Source organism: Mesorhizobium sp. M4B.F.Ca.ET.203.01.1.1 (assembly GCF_004791025.1).
Lineage (GTDB): Bacteria > Pseudomonadota > Alphaproteobacteria > Rhizobiales > Rhizobiaceae > Mesorhizobium > Mesorhizobium abyssinicae.
Genome location: NZ_SRUO01000001.1, coordinates 492,772 through 514,314 on the forward strand (window position 1 = coordinate 492,772; position 21,543 = coordinate 514,314).

Consider the following 21,543-nt stretch of genomic DNA (forward strand, 5'->3'; position numbering starts at 1 on the left):
CTTACTCGATCCGGTTTCCATCTTTCGGATCGAACAGGTGCAGCGCCGCCGGATCGGCCGACAGCCGCACAATGTCGCCCGGCCTGACGTTGCTGCGCCCCATGACGAAGACGCAGGCCTGCTGGTTGGCGAGCCTGACATAGAACTGCGTCGACAGGCCGAGCGGCTCTACCACCTCGACCTCGCCTTTCAGCGCGCCATCGTCGGCCAGTCTGATGTGTTCCGGGCGCAGCCCGATGGTGAGCGCATCGCCATCCTCCAGAGGCAGCCCGTCCGGCAGCCTGAGCTTCTGGCCGTCGGCGAGCACGGCATCGACCTTGCCGGCCTTGGCGACCTTCGCCGGCAAGAAATTCATGCCGGGCGAGCCGATGAAGCCGGCAACGAAAGTGTTGACCGGCCGGTCGTAGAGTTCGAGCGGATGGCCGACCTGCTGCACATAGCCGTCATGCATGACGACGATGCGGTCGGCCATGGTCATCGCCTCGACCTGGTCGTGCGTCACATAGACCGAGGTGGTCTTGAGCTGCTGGTGCAGCGCCTTGATCTCGGCGCGCATATGGACGCGCAGCTTGGCGTCGAGATTGCTGAGCGGCTCGTCGAACAGGAAGACTTTCGGATCGCGCACGATGGCGCGGCCCATGGCGACGCGCTGGCGCTGGCCGCCGGAGAGCTGGCGCGGCAGGCGGCCGAGGAAACTGTCGAGGCCGAGGCGTTTGGCGGCAGCGCCAACCCTGCCATCGATGGTCGTCTTCTCGGCCTTCTTCAACAACAGGCTGAAGCCCATGTTCGACGACACGTCCATATGCGGGTAGAGCGCGTAGGACTGGAACACCATGGCGATGTCGCGGTCCTTGGGCGCCACATCGTTGACCAGCCGCTCGCCGATGCGGATCTCGCCGCCCGAAACCTCCTCCAGCCCGGCGATCATGCGCAGCAAGGTCGACTTGCCGCAGCCGGACGGGCCGACCAGCACGACGAACTCGCCATCGGCGATCTCGAGGTCGACGCCGTGCAGGATGCGCAGCGAGCCATAATCCTTCTCGACATGTTGCAGCGTGACGGAAGCCATCGATTATCCTTTGACCGCGCCGGCGGTGAGGCCGGTGACGAGATAGCGTTGCAGGAAGGCGAAGAAGATGCAGACCGGGATCAGCGCCAGGATGGAGGCCGCCATCATCTGCCCCCAGTCGACGGCGAACTTGCCGATGAAGGTGAGCAGGCCGACGGCGAAGGTTTTCTGGTCGTCGCTCGAGATCAGCATCAGCGCGAACAGCAATTCGCTCCAGGCGGCGGTGAAGACGAAGCCGAGCGTCGCCCCCATGCCGGGCAAAGTCAGCGGCACGATCACACGGCGCATTGCCTGTGCGCGCGTGCAGCCGTCGATCATCGCCGCCTCCTCCAGATCCTTCGGGATGCCGTCGAAGAAGGACTGCATGAGGAAGGTGGCGAAGGCGGTGTTGAAGGCGGTGTAGATGATCATCAGCCCGGTCAGGCTGTTGGTCAGGCCGAGATCGCCCATGATGCGGTAGATCGGCGGGATGACCATGACCAGCGGGAAGGTCTGGGTGAGCAGCAGCAAGATGGCCAGCGTCGCCTTGCCGCGGAAGGTGAAGCGCGACATGGCGTAGCCGGCGAGCGTGGCGATAACGGTCACGAGCGCCGCCGTCGACACCGAGACGATGACGCTGTTCAGGAAATAGCGCGGGAAGTCGGAGGCTTCGAGCACGGTAACGAAATTCTGCAAGGTCGTCTCGGACGGCCAGAAGGTGATGCCTTCGGAATAGAGCAGGCGTTCCGGCGTCACCGAGATCTTCAGCGTCCAGAAGATCGGGAACAGCGCAAAGATCATGTAAGCGGCGATTGCCGCGTAGAGGCCGATGCCGCCGGCGAGGCGCGAGGAGGTGGAGCGTCCGGCGATCATCAGACGTGCCTCACAAGCGAGCGGCGGATGGCGATCAGCCCGATAGCATAGGCAATGAGCAGCACCAGGAGCAGCACGGCGACCGCCGAGGCATAGCCCTTGTCGAGCGACTTGAAGGCGCTGACATAAATGTAGACCGGCACCGTGCTGGTCGATCCCGCCGGTCCGCCTTCGGTCATGACGAAGATCAGGTCGGCGAAGGTGGCGATCCAGATCGTGCGCAACATGACGGTGATGACGATGGTGGGCGCCAGGAACGGCAGCGTCACCTTGGTGAAGCGCTGCCAGGGCGACGCGCCGTCGATTGCCGCGGCCTCGTGCAGTTCCGACGGGATCGACTTCAGCGCGGCAAGCAGAGTGATGGCGAAGAACGGGATGCCAAACCAGATGTTGGCGACAATCGGCCCCCACATGGCGGTGGCCGGATCGGAGAGCACATTGGTCGGTTCGGCCTTCAGCCCGAGCGCGAAGAGCCAGTGCGGCAGCGGCCCGATAATCGGGTTGAACAGCCAGGCCCAGGTGAGGCCGGAGAGGAAGGACGGCACCGCCCAGGGCAGGAACACCACCGCTTGCACCACCTTGCGGCCGACGAACGGCTTGTCGAGCAGCAGCGCCAGGCCGAGGCCAAGAAAGAACTGGAAGAACAGGCTGGCGACGGTCCACCACAGCGTGTTGATCAGCGCCTGGCCGAGCACGGCGTCCGAGAGCATCGTCTGATACTGGCCGAGCCCGACATATTCCGACTTGAAGGCCGAGAATTTGCGGAAGGAATAGCTGATGCCGATGATCAGCGGCACCAGAAGCACAACGACAAGCAGGACGATAGCCGGCGAAAGATAAAGCCAAGGCTCGATCGCGGCCTTGCTCAGCCCGCTCTTGCGCGACCGGGCGGCGGATCGGATTTCGGACACTGCGTAGGTCATACGGTGCTCGCGTTGGAGGGTGGGTGCCGGCGTTAGCGACAGCGTCCTTCTCCCCGTTCACGGGGAGAAGATGCCGGCAGGCAGATGAGGGGCGGCGCGAACCTTTCGGAAGTGGGCGCTGCCCCTCATCCGGTCCTTCGGACCACCTTCTCCCCGTGAACGGGGAGAAGGAAGAAGGGTCACTTCTTGTTCTTAGCCATCCAGTCCTGCTGTTCCTTGGTCAGGAACGCGGCCCATGCGTCGGCCGCCTCCTTGGCCGTCTTCTGGCCGAGCAGCACTTCCTGGAAGTTCTTGATCGCCACCTGGTCGACGAAGTTGCCGAGGTTTTCCAGATGCGTCGGCGGCGTGACCATTTCATATTTGGAGCTGTCGCTGAGCTCGGTGAACCAGCCCTTGAACTGCTCGGTCTTGAAATGGGCATCCTGGTCGGCGCCGTTGTGGATCGGCACGACGCCGACTTCCTTGGCCCATTCCAGATTGTCCTTCGGCGACAGCAGGGTGGCCATCAGCTTCCACGCATCGTCCTTGTGCTGCGAATTGGCAAACATCGCCCAGCCGGCATAGCCCAGCGTCGGGTAGGACTTGCCGCTCGGTCCGACCGGCAATGGCGCGACGGCGAAATCATCGGCGCTCATCTTGTCGGCGATGCCGAGCAGCGCGTCGGGATCCTGGTTGAGCATGGCGCAGGTGCCGGAATAGAAGCCGGTGACGGTCTCGTTGAAGCCCCAGCTCACGGCATCCTTCGGCGCCAGGCCGTTCTTGTACATGTCGGCCAGCATCTGCAGGCCCTTGACCGAGCCTTCGTCGTTGATGGTCGAGGTGCCGTCTTCGTTGAAGTAGCCGCCCTTGCCGGCGGCGATGTTCATGAACATGTGCATGCCGTTGAAGGCGCCCGGGCCGCCGCGCAGGCAGTAGCCATATTTGCCGGGGATGGCCGAGATCTTCTTGGAGTCCTCGACGAACTCGTCGAGCGTCGCCGGCGGGCCGTCGAGACCGGCTTCCTTGAACAGCTTCTTGTTCCAGAACAGCGCGTTCACATAGTAGCCGTAAGGGATCATGAACTGGGTGTTGTTGACGGTCGAGCCGAACTGCTTGGCGCGATCGCCGAGCGTCTTGGCGTCGTCCCACTTGGCCATGTAGGGACCGAGGTCTTCGAGCTGGCCGTTGTTGGCATAGAGGCCCATCCAGCGTTCCGGCATCTCGACGACGTCGGGCGTGTCGCCGGCCTGGACCATGGTGAGGAATTTCTCAAAAGCCTGGCCCCAGGGCAGCGAGACGAGCTCGACCTTGACGCCCGGATTGGCGGCCTCGAATTCGGCGATCTGCTTCTTGAGGAATTCGGTGCGCGGCGGGCTGGTGATGACCTCGACCATCTTGATTGTGCTGTCGGCCAGCGCGCCGCTGGCGGAAATCGCCAGGCCGGCGACGGCGGCAAGCATCAGCGTCAGTCTCTTCATGTTCAGGACTCCCATTTTGAACGCTCAGTTTATTTTTTTGCTTTGTCGAAGGCCTGGGCGATGTCGGCCCAGAGATCCTCGACGCTTTCCAATCCGACATTGAAGCGGATGGTTCGGGGGCTGACGCCGAAGCGCGCCATCGAATTCAAGCCCGGCGTCTGCTCGAGCGAGGCCTTGGCCGGCACGACCAGGCTTTCATGACCGCCCCAGCTGACGCCGATGCGGAAGAATTTCAGCGCATCGACGAAAGCGGGAATGTCGACATCCTCCGTCACCTCGAAGGAGAACAGCCCGGCATAGCCGGCAAGCGTCTTCTTGCCGGGATGGTTGGAATAGGCGGGATGGTTGACGCGCTCGACCTTGCCATGCGCCTTCAGCCGCTCGGCGAGGATGAGACCGCTTTTCATGTGATGCGGCAGCCTGAGCGGCAGGGTGCGCAGCCCGCGCAAAAGCAGCCAGCCTTCGAAGGGCGACAGCTTGCCGCCGAGCGAGGAATAGGTCTGCTCGTTGATGTGCCTGATATGCGCGGCCGATCCCGCCACCACGCCGGCGACGGTGTCGCTGTGGCCGCCGAGATATTTCGAAGCCGAGTGCAGGACGAGGTCGACGCCGTGCGCGATCGGCTTCTGGAACACCGGCGTCGCCCAGGAATTGTCGATGGTGGTGACGATGCCCTGCTCCTTGGCCAATCGCGTCAGATGGGCGATGTCCTGCAGTTCGAACATCATCGAGGTCGGGCTCTCGAGGTAAAGCAGCTTTGCGCCGGGGAGTGCCGCCGCCACCCCGTCCGGGTCCGAGCCGTCGACATAGTCGACCTTGATTTGCAGGCGCGGGAACAGCCGCTCGAACAGCCGGTAGGCATCGCCATAGCAGTTGCGCACGGCGACGATGCGCTCGCCGGCGCCGACAAAGGCGAGCACGGTGGCGCTGATCGCCGCCATGCCGCTGGAGAAGCCGCGCGCGGCTTCGGCGCCTTCCAAAGCCGCGACACGCGCCTCGAACTCCATCACCGTCGGATTGTCGCCGCGCGAATAGATCGGTTGCTTTCTGCGGCCGGCGAATGTGTCGGCCATGTCGGCATAGCTGGCGAAGGTGAACAGCGAGGTCTGGTAGATCGGCGGCACCACCGGACCACCCGGGAACGGATCGTCATGCGCCAGCAGCGTCGCCGCCTCGGCCAGATAGTCGCTGCTGGAAAGGCCCGGGTCGAAACCGGTCGGGTGCTCGTTCATTTGCGGTCCGAAAGCTTGAGGTTGGCGGCGCCGCGCTTCAAATCGTCCTCGACGGTGGCGATGAGCTTCAGCGCCTCGACGCGGGCGCCGTCGGGGTCACGCGCGGCAATGCAATTGAAGATGCTGCGGTGATAAGGAAAGCTGGCATGGCCGAAATCGCGCACGCCCAGAGGATGTTCCCAGAAGCGGTGAAACATCTCGTACATGGCGGCGATGATCTGCTCGAACAGCGGATTGCCGGAGGCGCGGAAGATCGCCTGATGGAATTCCCAGTCCTCCTCCGACGACATGCCGGCGCGGGTCTGGAAGGCCTCCTCCATCAGGTCGAGCTTGCGCTCGATCTCGGCGAGCTCGGCCTTGCCGGCACGAATGGCGCAGAGCGCGGCGGCCTCCGCCTCCAGCGCGCGGCGGATCTCCAGCGTGGACATCAGGCCGGCGAAATCGTTACCGCCGGCAAGCGTCAGCGGCATGTGCAACATGTCGGGCGAGACCGCGGCCTTGAGATAGGTGCCTGAGCCCTGACGGCGCTCGACGAGGCCGAGGCCCTCCCAGCGCGTCAACGCCTCGCGCACCGTGTTGCGGCTGACCTTGAGGCGCTCGGCCAGAATGCGCTCGGTCGGAAGCTTCTCACCGGGGCCGAGCGCTTCCTGCCTGACGAACCCCGCCAACGCCTTCAGCACCGCGTCGTCGCGGGCCGTCGTCTGGATGGGGGGCAAGAGATCGGTCACGCCGGCAGGGCCTAAAGTGGTTCAATGGTCCAACCAATTTCTGCACAGGCCGACGGGCGAGTCAACAGCCGAGACGAGACAGGCCGAACGGCGCATGGATGCGCCATTCGGCCGGAAGGTTCAGCCGTGGGCGCGCACCGGGGCATTGCGCCAGCGCGCGAACATTTCCTCGCGGACCCGCCGCGACGCCGAGAGCCGCTCTTTCGCCTCCGCCAACACGGCAGGCGATGCCTCTGCGGGCGTGCCTGAGCGGAACGGAGGTGCCGGCGCATATTCGAGTGCAAGCTGCACGGTTTCGGCTTCGGCCTTTCCGAGCAGCCTCGCGACCAGGAGAAGACCGAAATCGATCCCCGATGTGACGCCCCCTGCGGTGATCAGCTTGCCGTCCTCGACGATCCGCTCGTCGACAGGGATGGCGCCGAATTCTTCCAGGAAATCATGCGCATACCAATGCGTTGTCGCGCGCTTGCCCTTCAACAGCCCGGCCGCGCCGAGCACCAAAGCGCCGCTGCACACCGAGGTGATGTAGCGCGCCTGCACCGCGCGCTCCCAGACGAAGTCGAGAACTGTCTGATCCTCCAGTAGTGCGTTGACGCCGCCGCCGCCAGGAACGCACAGCACGTCGAGAGGCCGGCAATCGTCGAAGGTGGCTGTCGCGGTAAGGGGCAGCCGCGTCGACGACATCACCGGATCGCGATCCTTCCAGATCAATTCCACCTCGGCGCCCTTTGCCGATGCCAGGACTTCGTAGGGGCCGGTGAGGTCGAGTTGCTGGACGTTGGGGAACACAAGGATGCCGAGACGAAGGACCATGGAAATCTCCTCAGGTTGACTCCGGCCAAGCTAAGGCATCATGCTTTGGCAAGATCGCCAATCACCCCTCGTTTCAAGCCAAAGCCATGCGCCGTATCGAAATCCTTGCCTATCCCGACGTCCAGCTCCTCGATGTCAGCGGGCCGCTACAGGTGTTCGCCAGCGCCAACGACTTCAAGATCCAGGCCGGCGAACCGGCGGCCTATGAGGTCATGGTCGTAGCCGCCTCGCCGCGGATCAGGACGTCGGCTGGCCTCGTGCTCGAGGCCACGCTGCTGCCGCCGCATGGGTCCGGGATCGACACGCTGATCGTGCCGGGCGGATGGGGCGTCAACGCGGCCTGCGAGGATCGCGAGCTCCTGCAATGGGTGATCGGCCGCTCGCGCGATGCCACGCGAACAGCCTCGGTTTGCAGCGGCGCCTTCCTGCTAGCGACCGCAGGCCTGCTCGATGGCCGTCGCGCGGTTACCCATTGGGGACGCTGCGCCGAGTTTGCACGGCGCTTTCCAGCGGTCCGGCTCGAACCCGACCCGATCTTCATTCGTGACGGCAATGTCTGGACATCGGCGGGGGTCACGGCGGGCATAGATCTCGCGCTGTCCTTCGTCGAGGCCGATCTTGGCCGACGCATGGCGCTTGCCGTGGCACGCCAGCTGGTGGTGTTCCTGAAACGTCCCGGCGGCCAGGCGCAATTCAGCCAGACGCTCAAGCTGCAGGAAGGCGACGAGCGCTTCGACCGGCTGCATGGCTGGATCCTGGACAATCTGGACGGCGACCTTTCGCTGCCGAATTTGGCCGACCGCGCCAACATGAGCCCGCGCAGCTTCTCGCGGCATTATCGCGAAGCGACGGGTCGGACACCGGCCCGCGCCATCGAAGAGATCCGAATCGAGGCAGCGCGGCGAATGCTGGAACGGGGACAGGCGATCAGCCAGACGGCCCGGCGCTGCGGCTTCGGCTCGGAAGAAACGATGCGGCGCGGCTTTCTACGCGTCCTCGGCACCAACCCGCGCGACTATCGCGAGCGTTTCTGATCGCGCCTTCTCGCCCTGAATGTTCGCTACAACGGGCTCTCGACCAGCCGATGTGACTGCACGGCGGCGCGACCGATTTCGGTCAGCGCGTAGATGCCGCGTTCGGCCCTGGCGAACCAGCCATAGTAATTGTGCAGCAGGATGCTCGCCGCGCGCGGCGAAAGCACTTTCAGGTCGCGCGGCCGCTTGGGACCATCGGCCATGGCGGCGGCACAAGCGAGCGCCTCCTGCCGGTAGGCGGTCATGATGGGCGTGCGCGTGCTGCCGCCGGTAGCCGGGTCGCCCTTGCGGCGATGATGCTCCTCCATCAGGCGCGAGCGCCGCCTGGGATCGCGCCTCGGCGGCAGGGCGGCGGGACTGAGCAGGAGTTCGACCTCGCCCTTGCCGCCGACGCCGAGCAAGCCGAAGCCAAGTCGCCGGCACAGGGCCCGGAAGCGGCGGTCGTGCTCGCGGCCCTTGCCGCGCGCCGACATGCGCGCGGCAAGCCAGACCTCGTCGCAGGCGGCGGCGCGATCGACCGCCTGGAGCACAAGCTCGAGATTGAACTGCAGTTTCAGTTCGCAGATGACGACCACCGGCGGCTCGCCTTCGCGCAGCCCGACCACGTCGCAGCCGCCGACTTCGCCCTTGACGGTGAAATCCAGGCTCTCGAGGAACCGCTTCACCGGGACGTAGAGGGACGTTTCCTGCATGCGGCGAGACATAGCCGATTCGGCCCGGGCCCGGACAGCGCCGCCAAAGTGAAGCCGGCCCGCACTATCGTGAAGAACCGCAGCGCGCGTTCGGGCTTGGATCGATTGCGGCCAACGCCGCGACGGCCATTCACTTCGCCAGAAGGCTACTGCCTGGTGAACGAACCGGTGTAGGTCTGGCCGGCAAGCGCATAGCTGGTGGCCAGCGTTCCGTCGGGAAGCATTGTGGCGGTGACGTCGGCGCCGTTCGGCAGGCGCCCGAGCTTCAAAGTGCTGCCGACGATTTTCCCGGCACCATCGGCCACTCCCGGCTTGTTGTCGGCCAGATCGCCCCACGCATAGGTGACGGTCACCTGCCCGCGCGGAGAAACCGTCAGCACGGCGAGCTTGCCTTCGTACATCCCGTCCAGCTGTCCGGCCCATATGCCCGAAAATGCGGCATACTTTGCCGGAACGCCCTTGCCGGGGGGCGTGACCACCACTGATGGATCCAAGACCGCCGAACCCTGGGGAGCAGGAACAGCAACCGCGGCAGCCAAGGCAGGCTGGGGAGGTGGCGGTGGCGGCGCTTCAGGCGCCGACTGGCAAGCAGCGAGCGCGAATGCCGCGAATCCGAGCATCGGAAAAAGACTGTTTGGTGGAGCCAATCGGAATCGAACCGACGACCTCTTGAATGCCATTCAAGCGCTCTCCCAACTGAGCTATGGCCCCACTCCCGGCAGTCAGCCGGCGCCGTTTCCGGCGAAGAGATCCGGCGCGGGTTTGGATCCGCGCCGTCAAGTGCAGGCGGCTTCTAACCCCGCCTTCGGTCAAGATCAAGCCTTCAACGACCGCTTTTTCGTCACAGGCCAAAAAGGCCGGCAAACGGTCGCGCCCGGGGCCTGATCAGACCTCGTCGTCGTCGTCGCCGACGCCGATCATGTCAGAGACATCGTCGTCCTCTTCCTCTTCATTGGCAAGGAAGGTGTCGTCCTCGTCGTCGCCGAGGTCCACATCGTCCTCGTCGTCGCCGAGATCGGGAAGATCGTCGCCGCCCTTGGCCTCTTCGTCGGCCTCCTCGAGCGAAACGACCTCGGCGCCCTCTTCGTCCTCGCCGTCGACTTCCTTGTCGGCAACTTCCTCGTCCTCTTCGAGGGCAGAAATCTTGCCATCCTCGAAATAGGAACGCGGATAGCTCTTGCCGGTATAGGGCGAGACAATCGGGTCCTTGTTCAGGTCATAGAATTTCCGACCCGTTTCCGGGTCGATGCGTTTGGTGCCAAGTTCAGCTTTTGCCACAGCAGGCCTCGTAGATAGAAGAGTGGTCCCCTTAACCGCAGTTTACGGCGCTGTCAAAGCCAAAAGCCGGCTTCGGGCCGACGCCGCAAAAGCCCGCAATCGCAGGCGTTGCACCAAGGGGATGACCATTCCCGTCCGCCGTGATACGAGACCGCCGCAACAAAAGAAAAGTGCCGGTGCGCCGGCGTTCCATCCAGGGAAAACCATGTCTCACGCTGCCGCTCCGAAACCGGCCACGGCCCGCAAATCATCAGCGCTCTCCGGCACGGCGCGCGTGCCGGGCGACAAGTCGATCTCGCACCGTTCCTTCATGTTCGGCGGCCTCGCGTCCGGCGAAACCCGCATCACCGGCCTGCTCGAGGGCGAGGATGTCATGCGCACCGGCGCGGCCATGAAGGCGATGGGCGCGCATATCGAGAAGCGCGGCGCCGAATGGGTGATCCGCGGCACCGGCAACGGCGCGCTGCTCCAGCCCGATGGCCCGCTCGATTTCGGCAATGCCGGCACCGGCTCGCGGCTCACCATGGGCCTGGTCGGCACCTATGACATGGAAACGACCTTCATCGGCGACGCCTCGCTGTCGGGCCGGCCGATGGGCCGGGTGCTGGAGCCGCTGCGCCAGATGGGCGTGCAGGTGTTGAAGGCGACGCCCGGCGACCGCATGCCGATCACGCTGCGCGGCCCCAAGCACGCCGCCCCCATCACCTACCGCGTGCCGATGGCCTCGGCGCAGGTGAAGTCGGCGGTGCTGCTGGCGGGGCTCAACACGCCCGGCATCACCACCGTGATCGAGCCGGTGATGACGCGCGACCACACCGAAAAGATGCTGAAGGGATTTGGCGCCAATCTCACGGTCGAGACCGACGAGCGCGGCGTGCGCCACATCTTCATCGAGGGCCAGGGCAAGCTCAGCGGGCAGACGATCGCAGTCCCCGGCGACCCGTCCTCGGCCGGCTTCCCGCTGGTGGCGGCGCTCATCGTGCCGGGCTCGGACATCGTCATCGAGAACGTGCTGATGAACCCGACTCGCACCGGCCTGCTCCTGACGCTGCAGGAGATGGGCGGCCGGATCGACATCCTCAACCCGCGCAATGCCGGCGGCGAGGGCGTCGCGGACCTGCGCGTGCGCTCTTCGGAGTTGAAGGGCGTCACCGTGCCGCCGGAGCGGGCGCCGTCGATGATCGACGAGTATCCGGTGCTGGCGGTTGCGGCGAGCTTCGCCGAGGGCGAGACGCTGATGCAGGGGCTGGAAGAGCTGCGCGTCAAGGAATCCGACCGGCTTTCGGCCGTCGCCAACGGGCTGAAGCTCAACGGCGTCGACTGCACGGAAGGCGAAGCGACGCTTGCCGTGCGCGGCAGGCCGGGCGGCAAGGGGCTGGGCAGACACCCCAACGGGCCGGACACGACGGTAAAGACGCATCTCGACCACCGCATCGCCATGAGTTTTCTGGTCATGGGGCTGGCGAGCGAAAAGCCGGTGACCATCGACGATGCCAACATGATCGCGACGAGCTTTCCGGAGTTCATGGGGCTGATGAAGGGGCTGGGCGCGGAGATCGAGTGATGGCGATGAGCTTGAGCCGACCTGAGACGCTGGCGGGACAGCGCCCGCCTCTGTCCTGCCGGACATCTCCCCCACGAGGGGGGAGATCAGCCGTCGCCGCGGTTTTCGCCAATAACCAACGTCGCAGAATTGAGCGAGGCGCCCAAACCGCCAATCTCCCCCCTCGTGGGGGAGATGTCCGGCAGGACAGAGGGGGGCGCGAAGGATCGCCGCGCTTTTCGTTGGCCCGCCAATGACCCACACCTTCACCATAGCCATCGACGGGCCTGCAGGCGCGGGCAAAGGCACGCTTGCCCGCCGGCTTGCCGACCACTACCGGCTGAACCTGCTCGACACCGGCCTCACCTATCGCGCTGTCGCGCATGCGCTGCTGCAGCTCGGCCTGCCGCTCGACAATGTCTCGGCGGCGGAAACCGCGGCGCGGCAGGTGGACCTTTCGAAACTCGATCGCGCCGTGCTGTCGGCGCATGCGGTGGGCGAGGCCGCTTCCAAGGTCGCCGTCTTCCCGACTGTGCGGCGCATCCTGGTCGAAAAGCAGCGCGCCTTCGCCAAAACGCCGCCGGGCGCCGTGCTCGACGGGCGCGACATCGGCACCGTCGTGTGCCCCGACGCCGACATCAAGCTTTATGTGACGGCAAGCGCCGAGGTGCGGGCGAGACGCCGGCTGGCGGAGATCGAGAGCATCGGCGGCAGCGCCGATTTCGCCACCATTCTGGCCGACATCGAGCGGCGCGACGAGCGCGACATGGGCCGCGCCGACTCGCCGCTCAAGCCGGCCGCCGACGCGCACTTGCTTGATACGTCCGAAATGGCTATAGAGGCCGCGTTCCTGGCGGCTATGGCGATCATCGACGACGTTCTGGCCAAGAGAAACAAAGCCTGAGCCGGGTTTTTCCTCGTGTTTCCGTTGCCGGAGGCGAAGAAAATACCCATATCGGGCACGAACCAGCCTGCCAGCATTCTTCATGCGCCGGACTTGCCGCTTTGAGCGGCCAAGGGCTCTTCAGCCCGGAACGCCGGCAGGCTCACGCAACGCTAACCCACGGCGCCCGTCCCGCTCGATATGCGGGGCACTTCAGGAGAAACAATGTCAGCTGCTAATCCGTCTCGCGACGATTTCGCGAGCATGCTCGAAGAATCATTCACCGCCGGCCATTCCGGCGAGGGCCAGGTTGTCCGGGGCACGATCACCGCGATCGAAAAGGACATGGCCATCATCGACGTCGGCCTCAAGGTCGAAGGCCGCGTGCCGCTGAAGGAATTCGGCGCCAAGGGCAAGGAGTCGTCCCTCAAGGTCGGCGACACCGTCGAAGTCTATGTCGAGCGCATCGAGAACGCGCTTGGCGAAGCCATGCTGTCGCGCGAGAAGGCGCGCCGCGAGGAGAGCTGGGTGCGCCTCGAGGAGAAGTTCACCAAGGGTGAGCGCGTCGAAGGCGTCATCTTCAACCAGGTCAAGGGCGGCTTCACCGTCGACCTCGACGGCGCCGTGGCGTTCCTGCCGCGCAGCCAGGTCGATATCCGTCCGATCCGCGACGTCTCGCCGCTGATGCACAACCCGCAGCCCTTCGAGATCCTCAAGATGGATCGCCGCCGCGGCAACATCGTGGTGTCGCGCCGCACCGTGCTCGAGGAGAGCCGCGCCGAACAGCGTTCGGAAATCGTGCAGAACCTCGAAGAGGGCCAGGTGGTCGAAGGCGTGGTCAAGAACATCACCGACTACGGTGCGTTCGTCGACCTCGGCGGCATCGACGGCCTGCTGCATGTCACCGACATGGCATGGCGCCGCGTCAACCATCCGACCGAGATCCTCAACATCGGCCAGACGGTCAAGGTGCAGATCATCCGCATCAACCAGGAAACCCACCGCATCTCGCTCGGCATGAAGCAGCTCGAGAGCGATCCGTGGTCGGAGATCGGCACCAAGTTCCCGATCGGCAAGAAGATCAAGGGCACCGTCACCAACATCACCGACTACGGCGCGTTCGTCGAGCTGGAGCCGGGCATCGAGGGCCTCATCCACGTTTCGGAAATGTCGTGGACGAAGAAGAACGTGCACCCCGGCAAGATCCTGTCGACGACGCAGGAAGTCGACGTGGTGGTGCTCGAGGTCGATCCGGCCAAGCGCCGCATCTCGCTCGGCCTCAAGCAGACGCTCGAGAACCCGTGGGAGGCCTTCGCGCGCACCCATCCGGTCGGCAGCCAGGTCGAGGGCGAGGTCAAGAACAAGACCGAGTTCGGCCTGTTCATCGGCCTGGAAGGCGACGTGGACGGCATGGTCCACCTCTCCGACCTCGACTGGACCCGTCCGGGCGAGCAGGTGATCGAAGAGTACAATCGCGGCGACGTGGTCAAGGCGCAGGTGCTCGACGTCGACATCGAGAAGGAGCGCATCTCGCTCGGCATCAAGCAGCTGGCCCGTGACACGGTCGGTGAAGCGGCGACTTCGGGCGAACTGCGCAAGAACGCCGTCGTCACCTGCGAGGTCATCGGCGTCAAGGATGGCGGTCTGGAAGTGCGGCTGGTCGACAGCGGCATCGAGACCTTCATCAAGCGCTCCGATCTCAGCCGCGACCGCGACGAGCAGCGCCCCGAGCGCTTCACCGTCGGCCAGAAGGTCGACGCCCGCGTCATCGCCTTCGACAAGAAGACCCGCAAGCTGCAGGTCTCGATCAAGGCGCTGGAAATCGCCGAGGAGAAGGAAGCGGTCGCCCAGTACGGCTCGACCGACTCCGGCGCCTCGCTGGGCGATATCCTGGGCGCGGCGCTGAAGAAGCAGGGCAACTAAAGCATTCCAGGAAAACCGCGCAGCGGTTTTCCGTCCGGAATTGCTTGAGCCTCTTCGCCCAAGCCAAACAAAAACCCCGCCGGAGCGATCCGGCGGGGTTTTTCTTTTGGCCGCTCGACCGACCGATATCAGAGCAATGCCAGGAAAAGTGTGAAACGGTTTTCCGTCCGGAATTGCGTCAAAACAAAGAGATACGGCGGTTCAGCGTTTCAATGAAACGATGAACAGCTCTAGGCCCTGCCGTAGAGCGGCACCAGCGTGCCGCTCATGGCCATATTGGTGGGCGAGGCGAGATAGGCGATCGCCTCGGCGGCGGCTTCGAGGCTCACCCATTTGGTGAAATCGGCGTCCGGCATGTCGGCACGGTTGGCCGGCGTATCGAGCGTCGAAGGCGCCACTGCGTTGACCAGTATGCCCTTGTGCTTCAGCTCCTCGGCCATCGCCACCGTCATCGCCGCGACCGCCGCCTTGCTGGCGGCATAGGCGACCATGCCCGAACCGCGCCGCGGATCGAGCCCGGCTCGCGCCGTGACGTTGACGATGCGCCCGGCCGTGCCCGAAGTCAGCATCGAGCGGATCGCGGCACGGCAACAGAGAAAGGTGGTGCGGGCGTTGGTGTCCATCATCTCGGCGAAGGAGGCCGATTCGATCTTCTCCACCGGCGCCATGGCAAAGCCGCCGGCGAGGTGAATCGATCCCCACAGGTCCGTCACCTGGTTGTAGAACGCCTCGACCTTGGTCGAATCCGACAGGTCGACATTGTGCGCCAGCCTGACGCGATCATGGGCGGCGAACGGAAAGTGCGGCGGCGCCGCGGCATGGGCGTTGGGGACATGGCAGACCGCGCCCTGCTCCAGGAGCTTGCCGACAACCGCGCCACCCAGCGCCCCCGTGCCGCCGGTCACCACGATATGCCTGCCGTCCAGTGTTTCCGTCATATTCGACTGCTCCAGTCCATTTCACGCTTGCGCCACGCCGGCGCCGAACCTCGCGCCTTTCGCGCCGTCACTCAACTGAAATTTCGTTGACGCTAATTCACCGTTTCAGTTCGCCGGCCAACCGTCGAGGATCGCATCCCAGAGCAGGCGTTTCTCGGTCGGCGGACGCTCGGCCTTGTGCGTCAGCTTGTGCAGCCAGAAACGATCATGGACCGCGCGATGCGCCGCCTCGTCGAGCGGCTCGAAGAGCAGCCATTGCAGCTCGTGCGGCCGGACGGCGCCGACCTGCGGCCTGGCCAGGAACTCACGCCGAAGCCGCCGATGCAGGAGAAGCGCAGCCTCGAAATGGTAGGGGAACATGAAGTAGTCATGGAGCCCGTCATGGGCCTTCCAGTAGTCGGCCAGGCCGCAAAGAACGGTCTCGACCAACGGGTGCCCCTTGCGGGCGTGAATGAACCAGGTCTCCACGAGCCGGGGATGGCGACCGGTCTCGCGCAGGATGTAGAAATCCTCGCGCTCGATCTCCGGCGGCACAGGCTGCCGCAGCAGGATCGTGGCATCGAGCCATGTCCCGCCATGCCGGGCAAGCAGATCCAATCGGATGAAGTTGGAAAAATGCTGGCTGTTCATCAGCCCACGCCGCCGCTTGTCCCAGATATGGCCGGGCAGGTCGACATGGTCCTCGACGGTCCTGTCGTCGAGGATGACGAGCTGGCGCTCGCCCCTGTGGCGGGCGACCGAGCGCAGGCATGCCTTGACCACCAGCGGCGCCGCCTCGACGCCTTGCGCCCAGTATTGCCAGATCGGACCAAGATCGCCAGGCGCGCCGGAGGAGCACCACCGCGAATGATCGACGGCGATGTGCCGCACCCGATGCAGCCGCTTGCGGGACCAGGTCATGCACAGCTTGGCGGCGCGCTTGCGCAGCGGCCAGGGCAAGAGGCGCGAAGACGCTGCCAGGCGCAGCGGCGCAAGATAGGGAAGCCTGAGCGGGTCGCGGAACGGCACTGCCTCGCTGAAGAACGAGCCCGCCGGGCCATCGCCTGACATCATGGCGCTCAATCCACCGTGACTTCGATGACCCGTGGCTTGCCTGCCGCGCGGGCGCGCCTTAGCGCATCCGCCAGGCCTTCCGTGCCGGCAAGCCGCTCGGCGACGATGCCATAGGCCTCGGCCAGCTTGCAGAAATCCGGCGGCGCGGGAGACACGCCGACCGGCTCGACGCCGACGTCGAGCATCGAGGTCTCAATCTCGCGATAGCCGCGATTGTTCCAGACGACGAAGATGACAGGCGCATCGGCATCGAGCGCCGCGCCGAGTTCCGGCAGGGTGAACTGGAAGCCGCCGTCGCCGGTCAAGCAGACGATGGAGGCCTCGGGCACGGCGAGCGCCGCGCCGATCGCCGCCCCCGGCCCGTAGCCCAGCGCGCCGAAGCCGGTCGCGGCGTTGAACCAGCCGCCCGGCCGGTCATGGTCGTAATAGAGGTTGGCGGCATAGATCGGCTGCGTCGAGTCGCCGACGATGATCGCGCCGGGCAAGGTGTCGCGGATCGTCTCCACGGCGTGCATCTGGCCGGTCAGGGCCGGGCTCAGTTCGGCGAGCGCGGCCTTTCGCACGGCAGCCGCTCGGGCATCGCCGTCCTTTGCGGCGACATGAGCGGTACCGAGCTCGCCCAGCAGGGCACGAAGAGCCTCGGCGCAGTCGGCCTGAATCCCAACCGTCACCGGGCGGCGCACGATCTGGTCGGCGCCGATGTCGATGCGGATCAGATTGGCGGGCAGGACAAAGCCGCCATCGCCATAGCCGTCATAGTCGGTCGGGCCGAACTCGGTGCCGGCGGCAATGACCAGGTCGGCGTCCGCCATCAGCGCGCGCACCGGCTTGAGGCTGGGGCTCGCCGGCACGCACAGCGCGTGGCCGTGCAGCAGGCCGCGTGCGTTGGTCGTCTCGACGACCGGGGCGCCGAGCCTCTCGGCCAGCAGCCGCAACGGCGCCTCGGCCCATTTGGCGCCGCCGCCGGCCAGGATCAGCGGACGGCTTGCGGCCTTGCAGAGCCCTGCTGCCTGCTCGATCGCCGCCGCATCGGGCGACGGCGGCGGCGCATTGCTGAGCGAGGCGACGATGCCATTGCCGGGCTTGACCATGACGTTGGTCGGGATCTCGATATGGACCGGACCGGGACGAGATGACGAGAACAGCGCGAAGGCGCGCGCCAGCACGCCAGGAAGCTCCTCGGCCTCGGTGATCCGGTGCGAGAACAGCGCCACCTTCTCCATCATGCCGCGCTGGTCGGGCAGTTCGTGCAGGAAGCCGAGGCCCTTGCCAAGCGTGTCGGTGGCATTGACGCCCGAGATCACCAGCATCGGCACCGAATCGGCGCGCGCCTGGCCCATGGCGGTGATGGTGTTGGTCAGACCCGGGCCGGTGATGACGAAGGCGACGCCCGGCCGGCCGCTGGCGCGGGCATAGCCGTCGGCCATGAAGCCGGCGCCCTGCTCGTGGCGCGGCGTGACATGGCGGATCCGCGAACGCGCGAGGCCGCGATAGAGCTCGACGGTGTGGACCCCGGGAATGCCGAAGACCGTGTCGACGCCATGCGCCTCGAGCAGTGTTATGAGCGCTTCGCCGATGGTGGTCATTGTTCTCCTCTTTCCGGCGCAAGGCCGAGTTCGGCCTCGACAGCCCTGATGCCAATCGCCGCCAATTCGCCGGGCGCGAAAATCTCGCCGGCCAGGCAGCCTTCGATCCAGAGCCCGTCGATGAGCGCGTTGATCGCGATGGCATGGCGGCGCAGCTGGCTTGCGTCCGGTTTGCGCTGTTCTGCAGCGAGCACCTCGGCCACAACCGCTTCCACCTCGTTGCGAAAGCCAAGATAGCCCTCGCGGTGGGCATGGGCCAAGGTCGGATCCGCATTGGCGCGGCCGATGAACGTTGCCCAGAGCGAAAACACCCGCGCGTCGATGATCGGCGTGCTGAGGTTGGCGGTGACGAAAGCCGCAAGACGCCGGCGCGGCGAGGCACCTTCCATGACCAATGCTGCTTTGGCCTGCTCGGTCATGCGGCCGACCAGCGCCGCATATGCCGCCTGCAGCAATTCTTCCTTGCCGGGAAAATAATGCCGGATCAGCCCGGCAGTGACGCCGGCCCGCAGCGCGATGGTGCGCAAGGTGGCGCCCTGCAGGCCATATTCCGCCACGCTGTCCAGGGTCGCTTCGATCAAATCCTGCCGCCGCCGGTCCTCGCCTTCGCGACGGAACTTGCGGCGGGATGGCGCATTCATTGGCGCAGGATCGGCCGCGTCAGGCATGTCGGCCCGCCTTCGCAAGCGATGCAGAGCGCGTCCGCCTCGAAGATCTCTACCGTGCAGCCGGCGGCTTCCATCGCGGCCTTGGTCTTGGGAAAGCCGGCAACGGCAATGACTTTGAGCGGACTGGTGGGCAGCACGTTCAGGCTGAGGCCGTTGGACGCGGCGAACTCTTCGGCGTCGCCTTCGACCAGCCGGATGCCTCGCGCCTTCAGCATCTGATAGAACGGGGCCGGCAAAAGCGGTGAATAGACCAGTGCGAGGTCGTCGGCCAGCGGGCTGATCACCGACATCAGATGCAGGCAAGCCTCTTCGCCCTGCCACAGCGGCAGATCAAAACCGTAGACGGAAATGCCAAGCGGCGTCAGCAGGTTTGAAACCTGCTGGATGCCTTCCTGGTTGGAGCGCACACCGCGCCCGATCGCCAGCGTGCGGCTGTCCACCCATACGCAATCACCGCCTTCGACCTGGCCAGGGGCCTCGACGCGGCCCAGGATCGGAATGCCCAGTCTCCTGTAGGTTTCCTCATGCAAAGAGGGCTCGCTGGCGCGCAATGACTTGCCCATGGACAGGATCAGCGCGCCGCGGTCGGTCATCAGCGACGGGTCGTGGGTGAACACCGAATCCGACAGGCCGTCGGGCTTGTCCTCTATCCATTCGATTTCGGCGCCGGAAGCTGCCACAAGTTCAGCAAGGACCGCGTGCTGCAAGGCCGCTTTCGCCGGGTTGAAGCCCGCGCCATAGTGCCAGGCAGCCCTGTTGGCGTCACGCATGGCGTTGGCCGCCGACCGCATCAGCACGCGCCGCAGCGGCGCCGCCATGGACTGTGATCCGAAAGCGCTCATCGATGCCCTTCTAAGATGAAAAAAACCGAGAAAATTTCATGAAAGGCTATTTATACACTTGCGCAACAAGGCCGCAAGTGCCGTAATGAGCGGGATTGACGGGCTCGCGCTGTTGGGTCCATGCTGAAGTCTGGAGCGGGACAGTGCAGCGTATGTTGATTAGCCGGATGGACGTTCGACGACCTGCCGTAGCCCCTGCAGAGGCCACCTGGTGAGCGCGGTGGAAGCTGCCGCAGTGCGATCCGGCGAGGCGCAGAGCGGCGCCGCGGAAGCCATCCATGTCGAAAACCTGCACAAGAAATTCGGCCAGCTGCATGTGCTGAAGGGCGTGTCGCTGTCGGCGCGCGACGGCGAGGTGATCGCCATCATCGGCGGCTCGGGCTCGGGCAAGTCGACGCTCTTGCGCTGCATCAACTGCCTGGAGAACCCGACCAGCGGCATCATCCGCGTCAATGGCGAGGAGATCAAGCTGAAGGCCGACAGCCACGGCCACACGGTTCCCGCCGACCGCAAGCAGATCGAGCGCATTCGCTCCAGGCTGGGCATGGTGTTCCAGAACTTCAACCTGTGGAGCCACATGACGCTGATCGAGAACGTCATCGAGGTTCCGGTGCATGTGCTGGGCGTCAAGCGCGACGAGGCGTTCGCCCAGGCCGAGAAGCTGCTCGCCCGCGTCGGGCTGGCCGAGAAGCGCGACGTCTATCCTGCCTATCTGTCGGGCGGCCAGCAGCAGCGCGCAGCGATCGCCCGGGCGCTGGCGATCAATCCGCGCGTCATGCTGTTCGACGAGCCGACCTCGGCGCTCGACCCGGAACTGGTCGGCGAGGTGCTGAAGGTGATCGGCGACCTGGCCCGCGAAGGCCGTACCATGGTGCTGGTCACCCACGAAATGAAGTTTGCCCGCGAGGTCGCGACGCATGTCGTCTATCTCTACAACGGGCTGGTCGAGGAGGAAGGACCGCCGGAACAGCTGTTCGGCGCGCCCAAATCCGAAAGGCTCAAGCAATTCCTCCGCAACGTCGGCTAGTGCTGGCGTGAAGCGGGGCGAAAACCGGGAACACAACAAAATGGGAGTCCTGAAATGAAAACTGTTCTGAGAGCATTTGCCGCGGCACTGCTTCTCGGCGTCGCCGCGATGGGCGTGGCCAAGGCCGATCCGGTCAAGATCGGCGTCGCCGCCGAGCCCTATCCGCCTTTCACCTCGCCGGATGCGTCGGGCAAATGGGTCGGCTGGGAGATCGATTTCATCGACGCCGTCTGCGCCGAGGAGAAACTTGATTGCGTGATCACGCCTGTCGCCTGGGACGGCATCATTCCGGCGCTGACCACCAAGAAGATCGACCTGATCGTCTCCTCGATGTCGATCACCGACGAACGCAAGAAGACGATCGACTTCTCGGACAAGTACTATAACACGCTGCCGGCGATCATCGGCCCGAAGGACAAGAAATTCGGCGCCACGCCGGACGACCTCAAGGGCAAGGTGATCGGCGTCCAAGTGTCGACCACACACGCGGTGTACGCTAAGAAGCACTTCACCGAGGCGCAGGAAATCAAGGAATACCAGACCCAGGACGAAGCCAACCAGGATCTCGCCGCCGGTCGCCTCGATGCGGTGCAGGCCGATTCGATCGCGCTTGTCGAATACCTCAAGTCGGACCAGGGCAAGGCCTGCTGCGACCTGAAGGGCATGGTGGCTCCGGACGACGAAGTGCTGGGGCCGGGCATCGGCGCCGGCGTGCGCAAGGAAGACACCGACCTGAAGGCAAAGATCAACGACGGCATCAAGGCGATCCGCGCCAACGGCAAGTATGACGAGATCACGAAGAAGTACTTCGATTTCGACATCTACGGCGGCCCTGCGCAGTCGAACTGACCGCTGATGAGCGAATGACCACGCGGCGCCTTTGCGCGCCGCGTGGGTTCGCCGCAACCTGTCCATGCAGGCTTTCCGCAGGTGTATCCACCGGGCGGTCCTGGCTCCAGCAATCCGGGGGCGAAGCTGATCGACGCATTTCTTCCGGCCTCG

General features: G+C 65.0%; 21 protein-coding genes and 1 tRNA gene. 6 read left to right on the plus strand and 16 right to left on the minus strand.

Annotated elements, in window-relative coordinates; genetic code table 11:
* Position 1: 1 nt before the first annotated feature.
* From ugpC to EN846_RS02305, 7 genes are all read right to left on the minus strand, one after another.
* Entirely contained in the window at positions 2 to 1,069 is a 1,068-nt protein-coding gene (gene ugpC, locus EN846_RS02275; protein WP_127391266.1) for a sn-glycerol-3-phosphate ABC transporter ATP-binding protein UgpC, read from the minus strand.
* A 3-nt stretch (positions 1,070 to 1,072) separates the two neighbouring features.
* Entirely contained in the window at positions 1,073 to 1,921 is an 849-nt protein-coding gene (locus EN846_RS02280; protein WP_127391265.1) for a carbohydrate ABC transporter permease, read from the minus strand.
* The gene (locus EN846_RS02285; protein ID WP_127391264.1) at positions 1,921 to 2,844 is read right to left on the minus strand and encodes a sugar ABC transporter permease; all 924 of its coding nucleotides are present in this window, start codon (positions 2,842 to 2,844) and stop codon (positions 1,921 to 1,923) included. Before EN846_RS02285 ends, EN846_RS02280 begins: the two co-directional genes overlap by 1 nt.
* Before the next feature lie 179 nt (positions 2,845 to 3,023).
* A complete protein-coding gene (locus tag EN846_RS02290; RefSeq protein WP_127284408.1) occupies positions 3,024 to 4,301 on the minus strand; it encodes a sugar ABC transporter substrate-binding protein in 1,278 nt (425 codons plus the stop codon).
* A gap of 29 nt (positions 4,302 to 4,330) precedes the next feature.
* Positions 4,331 to 5,533, minus strand: coding sequence for a PLP-dependent transferase (locus tag EN846_RS02295; RefSeq protein WP_127284409.1), 1,203 nt, complete (start codon positions 5,531 to 5,533; stop codon positions 4,331 to 4,333).
* Positions 5,530 to 6,261 (minus strand): FadR/GntR family transcriptional regulator, encoded by a 732-nt coding sequence (locus tag EN846_RS02300; RefSeq protein ID WP_127284410.1) that lies wholly within the window; start codon positions 6,259 to 6,261, stop codon positions 5,530 to 5,532. The genes EN846_RS02295 and EN846_RS02300 overlap by 4 nt, the downstream gene beginning before the upstream one ends.
* Before the next feature lie 120 nt (positions 6,262 to 6,381).
* Positions 6,382 to 7,074: a DJ-1/PfpI family protein gene (locus EN846_RS02305; RefSeq protein WP_135913822.1), complete on the minus strand. Its 693-nt coding sequence runs from the start codon at positions 7,072 to 7,074 to the stop codon at positions 6,382 to 6,384.
* An 86-nt stretch (positions 7,075 to 7,160) separates the two neighbouring features.
* On the opposite strand from EN846_RS02305, the gene EN846_RS02310 reads away from it, so the two are divergent.
* Positions 7,161 to 8,108, plus strand: a complete 948-nt coding sequence (locus tag EN846_RS02310; protein WP_127391263.1) for a GlxA family transcriptional regulator — start codon at positions 7,161 to 7,163, stop codon at positions 8,106 to 8,108.
* Between the two features lie 26 nt (positions 8,109 to 8,134).
* On the opposite strand, the gene EN846_RS02315 is transcribed toward EN846_RS02310, so the two are convergent.
* The 4 genes from EN846_RS02315 to EN846_RS02330 all read right to left on the minus strand — a co-directional run bounded on the left by EN846_RS02315 (position 8,135) and on the right by EN846_RS02330 (position 10,078).
* Positions 8,135 to 8,800, minus strand: coding sequence for a DUF2161 family putative PD-(D/E)XK-type phosphodiesterase (locus EN846_RS02315; RefSeq protein ID WP_127391262.1), 666 nt, complete (start codon positions 8,798 to 8,800; stop codon positions 8,135 to 8,137).
* A gap of 146 nt (positions 8,801 to 8,946) precedes the next feature.
* The gene (locus tag EN846_RS02320; RefSeq protein WP_245493369.1) at positions 8,947 to 9,282 is read right to left on the minus strand and encodes a hypothetical protein; all 336 of its coding nucleotides are present in this window, start codon (positions 9,280 to 9,282) and stop codon (positions 8,947 to 8,949) included.
* 153 nt (positions 9,283 to 9,435) lie between these two features.
* Positions 9,436 to 9,511, minus strand: a tRNA-Ala gene (locus tag EN846_RS02325).
* Positions 9,512 to 9,685: 174 nt separating this feature from the next.
* Positions 9,686 to 10,078, minus strand: coding sequence for a TIGR02300 family protein (locus tag EN846_RS02330; RefSeq protein WP_127284414.1), 393 nt, complete (start codon positions 10,076 to 10,078; stop codon positions 9,686 to 9,688).
* A gap of 205 nt (positions 10,079 to 10,283) precedes the next feature.
* Between EN846_RS02330 and aroA the strand changes: the two genes are divergently transcribed.
* The 3 genes from aroA to rpsA all read left to right on the plus strand — a co-directional run bounded on the left by aroA (position 10,284) and on the right by rpsA (position 14,427).
* Entirely contained in the window at positions 10,284 to 11,642 is a 1,359-nt protein-coding gene (aroA, locus tag EN846_RS02335; RefSeq protein WP_127391261.1) for a 3-phosphoshikimate 1-carboxyvinyltransferase, read from the plus strand.
* A gap of 232 nt (positions 11,643 to 11,874) precedes the next feature.
* Entirely contained in the window at positions 11,875 to 12,525 is a 651-nt protein-coding gene (gene cmk, locus EN846_RS02345) for a (d)CMP kinase (RefSeq protein ID WP_127391260.1), read from the plus strand.
* Between the two features lie 204 nt (positions 12,526 to 12,729).
* Entirely contained in the window at positions 12,730 to 14,427 is a 1,698-nt protein-coding gene (gene rpsA / locus EN846_RS02350; RefSeq protein WP_127284419.1) for a 30S ribosomal protein S1, read from the plus strand.
* Positions 14,428 to 14,657: 230 nt separating this feature from the next.
* Here the strand turns inward: rpsA and EN846_RS02355 are convergent, their stop codons facing one another.
* The 5 genes from EN846_RS02355 to EN846_RS02375 form a co-directional block, all read right to left on the minus strand.
* Positions 14,658 to 15,365, minus strand: a complete 708-nt coding sequence (locus EN846_RS02355) for an SDR family NAD(P)-dependent oxidoreductase (protein ID WP_127284420.1) — start codon at positions 15,363 to 15,365, stop codon at positions 14,658 to 14,660.
* 105 nt (positions 15,366 to 15,470) lie between these two features.
* Positions 15,471 to 16,418, minus strand: a complete 948-nt coding sequence (locus tag EN846_RS02360; protein WP_127391259.1) for a capsular polysaccharide synthesis protein — start codon at positions 16,416 to 16,418, stop codon at positions 15,471 to 15,473.
* Between the two features lie 5 nt (positions 16,419 to 16,423).
* Positions 16,424 to 18,004, minus strand: a complete 1,581-nt coding sequence (locus EN846_RS02365) for a 5-guanidino-2-oxopentanoate decarboxylase (protein WP_127391258.1) — start codon at positions 18,002 to 18,004, stop codon at positions 16,424 to 16,426.
* Positions 18,001 to 18,645: a TetR family transcriptional regulator C-terminal domain-containing protein gene (locus EN846_RS02370; protein ID WP_187331350.1), complete on the minus strand. Its 645-nt coding sequence runs from the start codon at positions 18,643 to 18,645 to the stop codon at positions 18,001 to 18,003. The genes EN846_RS02365 and EN846_RS02370 overlap by 4 nt, the downstream gene beginning before the upstream one ends.
* On the minus strand, positions 18,642 to 19,514 hold the full coding sequence (locus EN846_RS02375; RefSeq protein WP_127391256.1) for a dimethylarginine dimethylaminohydrolase family protein: 873 nt from the start codon (positions 19,512 to 19,514) through the stop codon (positions 18,642 to 18,644). The genes EN846_RS02370 and EN846_RS02375 overlap by 4 nt, the downstream gene beginning before the upstream one ends.
* 211 nt (positions 19,515 to 19,725) lie before the next feature.
* Between EN846_RS02375 and EN846_RS02380 the strand changes: the two genes are divergently transcribed.
* Positions 19,726 to 20,541: an ABC transporter ATP-binding protein gene (locus EN846_RS02380; protein ID WP_127391255.1), complete on the plus strand. Its 816-nt coding sequence runs from the start codon at positions 19,726 to 19,728 to the stop codon at positions 20,539 to 20,541.
* A gap of 54 nt (positions 20,542 to 20,595) precedes the next feature.
* Positions 20,596 to 21,390, plus strand: coding sequence for a transporter substrate-binding domain-containing protein (locus tag EN846_RS02385; protein WP_127310146.1), 795 nt, complete (start codon positions 20,596 to 20,598; stop codon positions 21,388 to 21,390).
* The last annotated feature ends 153 nt before the right edge of the window (positions 21,391 to 21,543 follow it).